This window comes from Streptococcus oralis (genome assembly GCF_001578945.1).
GTDB lineage: Bacteria > Bacillota > Bacilli > Lactobacillales > Streptococcaceae > Streptococcus > Streptococcus oralis_Q.
Genome location: NZ_KQ969551.1, coordinates 95,860 through 100,995, shown reverse-complemented (window position 1 = coordinate 100,995; position 5,136 = coordinate 95,860). Strand labels below are relative to the sequence as shown.

8 protein-coding genes and 1 pseudogene are annotated in these 5,136 nt (G+C 41.1%); all 9 read right to left on the bottom strand.

Going from position 1 to position 5,136, the window contains the following annotated elements; translation table 11 throughout:
• On the bottom strand, positions 1–207 hold a 207-nt coding region (locus SORDD16_RS11540), incomplete at its 3' end, for an acyl-ACP thioesterase domain-containing protein (RefSeq protein ID WP_241733948.1).
• 4 nt (positions 208–211) lie between these two features.
• Entirely contained in the window at positions 212–1,342 is a 1,131-nt protein-coding gene (gene hemW / locus SORDD16_RS03180; protein WP_061452357.1) for a radical SAM family heme chaperone HemW, read from the bottom strand.
• A 73-nt stretch (positions 1,343–1,415) separates the two neighbouring features.
• Positions 1,416–1,814, bottom strand: coding sequence for a YtxH domain-containing protein (locus SORDD16_RS03175; protein ID WP_061452356.1), 399 nt, complete (start codon positions 1,812–1,814; stop codon positions 1,416–1,418).
• A gap of 15 nt (positions 1,815–1,829) precedes the next feature.
• The gene (locus SORDD16_RS03170; protein WP_061452355.1) at positions 1,830–2,213 is read right to left on the bottom strand and encodes a DUF948 domain-containing protein; all 384 of its coding nucleotides are present in this window, start codon (positions 2,211–2,213) and stop codon (positions 1,830–1,832) included.
• The gene (lgt, locus tag SORDD16_RS03165; RefSeq protein WP_061452354.1) at positions 2,214–3,002 is read right to left on the bottom strand and encodes a prolipoprotein diacylglyceryl transferase; all 789 of its coding nucleotides are present in this window, start codon (positions 3,000–3,002) and stop codon (positions 2,214–2,216) included.
• Positions 2,995–3,930, bottom strand: coding sequence for an HPr(Ser) kinase/phosphatase (gene hprK / locus SORDD16_RS03160; protein ID WP_061413679.1), 936 nt, complete (start codon positions 3,928–3,930; stop codon positions 2,995–2,997). The genes lgt and hprK overlap by 8 nt, the downstream gene beginning before the upstream one ends.
• A 145-nt stretch (positions 3,931–4,075) precedes the next feature.
• Complete coding sequence (locus SORDD16_RS03155; RefSeq protein ID WP_081215121.1) at positions 4,076–4,384, bottom strand: hypothetical protein; 309 nt, start codon at positions 4,382–4,384, stop codon at positions 4,076–4,078.
• A 13-nt stretch (positions 4,385–4,397) separates the two neighbouring features.
• A complete protein-coding gene (locus tag SORDD16_RS03150; RefSeq protein ID WP_061452352.1) occupies positions 4,398–4,712 on the bottom strand; it encodes a hypothetical protein in 315 nt (104 codons plus the stop codon).
• Positions 4,696–5,136: pseudogene (locus SORDD16_RS03145) on the bottom strand (DUF2974 domain-containing protein); the annotation flags it as partial. The pseudogene SORDD16_RS03145 and the gene SORDD16_RS03150, both read right to left, overlap by 17 nt.

Genomic DNA, 5,136 nt, shown 5'->3' with positions numbered 1-5,136 from the left:
CAAGCGAACCACGTCAATCGCATAATCTGTAATAATCCAGACCAGATTGTAACGTTCTAGCATATCCTTGTCACTGACTCCTAGCTCAATCGACTGCATACCTGATACTTGCAAGGACAGCAAAATCACATCTGGAAGTTTGATATGACCGTTCATGTCCGCCATATCAAAAGGAATTTTCATTTTCATTTGATAAGTTAAGCCCATTGTTCTACTCCAAAATAAATCGTTCTGCTACGGTGTCTCCTAAAAAGAGACCTCTCTTTGTCATTCGGACACGATCACCATCGATTTTCATAAGTCCTTGTTGAACCAAGTCTCTGATGATTTCGTCATAAAGTCCTTCAAAGGATCGTCCGAATTTTTCCTCAAATCGTGTCATGGAAACCCCAGATTTTTTGCGGAGCCCCAGGAACATTTCTTCTTCCATCTGCTCCTTTTTACTCAGGTGTTCTTCTGTAATCCGAGCATTTCCTGCCTCTACCGCATTGAGATAGTGGCGGATAGGACCATGATTTTTATAACGCACCCCGTTCACATAACCTGAAGCACCCGCACCGATACCATAATACTCGGCATTGTCCCAGTACATGAGATTGTGGCGACTTTCAAAGCCGGGTTTAGAGAAATTGGAAATCTCATAATGCTCAAAACCAGCTCGCTCAAGTTCTGTGATGATGTACTCAAACATCTCTGCTTCTAACTCTTCCTTGGGTAGGGGCAATTTCCCTCGTCTCATGCGGTTCATAAAGACCGTATGGTTTTCCAAAATCAAGCTATAAAGACTCATGTGGGGAATATCAAGCGAGATAGCCTTAGCTACATTGTCCTTGACTTGGTCCATGGTCTGGCCAGGTAACGCATAAATCAAGTCGATGGAGATGTTGTCAAAACCAGCCAGTTTGAGGTGGTCGATATTTTCATAAATATCCTTCTCCAAATGACTGCGCCCAATCTTTTTCAGCATTTTGTCATCAAAAGTCTGCACACCCAAGGAAACACGATTGACTGGTGACTGTTTCAAAACCGCAATCTTATCCGCATCCAAGTCGCCTGGATTGGCCTCAATGGTCAACTCTTCCAAGACTGACAAGTCCAAGTTTTTAGTCAAGCCATCTAAGAGCACTTCTAATTGGGAAGCAGACAGTGCCGTTGGCGTCCCACCTCCAATATAGAGAGTTCGTAACTTTTGGATATCATAAGAACGAAACTCTTCTAGCAGATGCTCCAGATAACTATCTACAGGTTGATTCTTGATAAAAACTTTTGAAAAGTCACAATAATAACAAATCTGCGTACAAAAGGGAATATGCACATAGGCTGACGTTGGTTTTTTCTGCATAGTACTTATTATACCACAAAGACAGGCTTGCAGATAAAAATCACCATCTCCAAAAACCAGAGATGGTGATGCTTTATACTTCAGTAATATCGATGATGATTTCTTCTTGGTCTTCAGCAACGTCTGGAGTTGCTGCCTGTTCTTGCCACTGCTCCTTGAGATTGTTAAAGGTTTCCTTTGACGCTTTCGTCGCTTGTCGAGCACAGTTTTTAGCTTGTTCAAGGGCGCTGTCAAAAGTGATTTCACCCGATTCTACTTGTTCTTTAGCTTTAAAAACAAAGTCCGTCGCCTGTCCCTTCACTTCTGTCAGTTTTTCACAAACTTGCTCTCTAGCATATTCTGGATTTTCTATCAAATCATCTAGAAAATCCTGTGCTTTACTGCAAACTTGCTTGCCCTTGTCACTGGTTAAGAACAAGGCAAGAGCTGCACCTGAAACTGTTCCTAAAAGGATAGAGGATAGTTTTCCCATGAGATTTCTCCTTTTTTATTTTTTGAAAAATTTACTTGCGAAACGAAGAGCGGACAAGCCAGCACCTGTTTTAATGGTCTTTGAACCAGCTGATGAAGCTTTTTTGCCCAAGACACGCGCCTGCTCATTTAAGTCAGATACCGACTCAGACAAGTCAGCTACAGCAGTAAAAAGTGGGTCAATCGTCGCAACTTTTTCGTTAATATCATCCGCCAAAACATTGACCTTTGCTAGTAATTCATTGGTATGATGAAGTGTAACATCCACATCCGAAGTCAATGTTTTGATGGTTTTCTCTGTCTCATCAATCATACGACCTGCTTTTTGAATCGTGATTGTCAAATAGACTAAACAGACAATCAAAGCAATCGCAACAAGAATATATGCAACTTCTAACATTTAGTTTTCCTCCTCTGTATGATAGAAAGGGGCTTTCTTTCGATTTTGATAAAGTATGATAAAAATACCCAGTCCGATAAGGACAACTGATAACCATTGGGAAACTCGTAGACCAAAGAACATGAGACTATCCGTTCGCATCCCTTCGATAATCATACGACCAAAGCCATACCAAATCAAGTAGAAAGCAGTGATATGACCGCGTCTGATTCCTTTTAATTTTCGTCTAAAAATCAAAATCAAGACAAAACCAATCAAATTCCAGACTGACTCATATAGGAAGGTCGGCTGACGGTAGCTACCATCAATATACATCTGATCACGAATGAAGCCTGGCAAATAATCCAGACTATCTACCGCTGCACCATAGGCTTCTTGGTTAAAGAAATTTCCCCAGCGACCTAAACTTTGGGCAATCATCACACTCGGTGCTGCAATATCTAAAAAATCCCAAGTATTAATCAACTTTCTATCTGCAAAGATATAAAGGACAATAGCCCCTGCTATCAAACCTCCATAAATGGCCAAACCACCATTCCAGATGGCGATGATTTCACCTGGATTTTGCAGATAATAATCTAAGCGAAAAAGTACGTAATAAAGTCTCGCACCTAGAATAGCAACCGGAAATGCAATTAGGATGAAATCTAAAATATCATCGGACAGAATTTTCTTTTTAGGTGCTTCCTTCATGGCAAGATAGACCGCCAATACTAGACCACTAACGATACACAAGGCATACCAACGAATAGCAAAAGGACCGATTTGAAAAGCAACTGGATTAAGCATCTTTCACCTCATTTTGTGCAATCAGATTTGTCAATCGCTCTTCAAACAAACGTGTCGCATCAAAGCCCATTTCCTTAGCACGATAGTTCATGGCTGCCGCCTCAATCACGACGGAGATATTGCGCCCTGTCTTCACTGGTATGCGGATACGTGGAATGGCTACACCAGAAACTTCGAGTTCTTCGGCATTGTTCCCTAGACGATCAAAAGTCTTATGGGTATCATAATTTTCCAAGTAAACTGCTAGCTGAACTTGTGACGAGTCCTTAACCGCACTTGCTCCGTAGAGACTCATCACGTCAATAATACCCACTCCACGAATCTCAAGCAAATGCTTCAAAATTTCAGCAGGCTCTCCCCAAAGGGTCATTTCATCCTTGGCAAAAATATCCACACGGTCATCTGCCACCAAACGGTGCCCCCGTTTCACAAGCTCAAGACCTGTCTCACTCTTACCAATACCGCTATCTCCTTGGATCAAGACTCCCATGCCATAGATATCCATCAAGACACCATGTACACTAGTACGTTCCGCCAAGCGGGAATCCAGATAACTAGATAGTTCTCCAGACAAGCGACTGGTAGCCGTACGGCTAGTTAAAATGGCAATCTGACACTCTCTAGCAGCCTTTAACATCTCCTCAGGGATTACCAAACCACGCGCAACAATGACCGCTGGCGTTTCTGGCTGAAACATCTTAGTCAAGACCTTATAACGATTATGAGAAGACATAGCGACCAAATAGGACCATTCCTTCATCCCCAAAAGTTGGATTCGCTCTGGAGTATAGTAATCAAAATACCCCGTCATTTCAAGACCTGGTCGTGAAATATCTGCAGTCTTGATTTCTTTTTCAAGTAAATCACCCTCACCATAGACAATATCCAATCTGAGCTTCTCAATGACCTCTTTTACTAAAACCGACATCATTTCCTCCTTCAATCGAGTTCTCCCTACTATTATATCAGATTGTGGTAGGAAGTTTCCTTTTTTTGCAGGATTTGTAGGATTTATTAAGATAATAACAAACTATAACAAACTCACATCATTCTTCTTTTATAAGGTATGTTTATTAAACGTTCCTTTCTTCTAACTTTCTATAAAAGTTTTTATTCTCTTGATGGCGAGCTTCCAGCACATTCTCTATACGACTCTTGTAAAGTTGATGATAGTTATCTAAATTGTTCTCTATCTCAAAGATATATGGTTGAATTTCAGCAAAACTACTGTCTCTGCATGCATAGGAAAGCGCCTCTAGGAGATTATCCGTCTCCCTACTAAACTTGTGGAAATCATCATCCAAATCCATCTCTAAACGCTCTAAGTCTCGTAATTTACGATTATGCTCATCCTCTAGTTTCTGAAGCTCCTTCTTATCCATCACAAGTTTTCTCCTAGTTTTTGATCGGACTTTGTAAAGTCGGTGTTTGCATGGTCTGGGTCAAGTAGGTCTCTGCAGCTTCTGCGGCCTTCCCCTCAAATCCACCCTTAATATTGTTTACATAGGTCTTTGAAGCGTACTCTTGCATATCTGAGGCCGCTTCTTGCAACTTTTTAGCTAATTCTGCTCCTTTAGTAAGGATGGACAGTTCTTTTGCAGTTACCAAGGCCCGAATCGCTTGACGTTCTTGTTCCTTCATTCTTTCTTTGAAGCCTCTATCGAGCTGCTCTCTTGTAATTAAGGTATCCTCATCAGTTAGCACTACCATTTTTACCCCTCCATGTTTGTTTTACATCTGATAATAGATTATTAAAATCTTCAGCTCTATCTGTATCTATGGTCTCAAAGGAGCCACTAGCTTTAACCAGGCTTTCCCCTAATTGCTCAATTTGTGTCAGGAAGGATGTTGCTGCAGTCTTCGTGTCACTCGCAACGCCTTCATCCCAAAAGCTTGTTGTGTCAAAACCAGAAAGTAGATTTGTAACTTCTGAACCTGACAAATATCCAACCATGTCAAACGCTGTCTGTCTTGTTTCTTTTATCATGTTTTGAATATCTTCCTTAGCATCTGAAAGTAAGGTTTTCACAGATTTAACTTTATCTTCCATATCAAAATTTGCCAATTGGGCTGCTGTCTGAAGCAACTGGGCTCGAACCAAAATCCTCTTTTCTCCTGTAAGATTACCATTTCT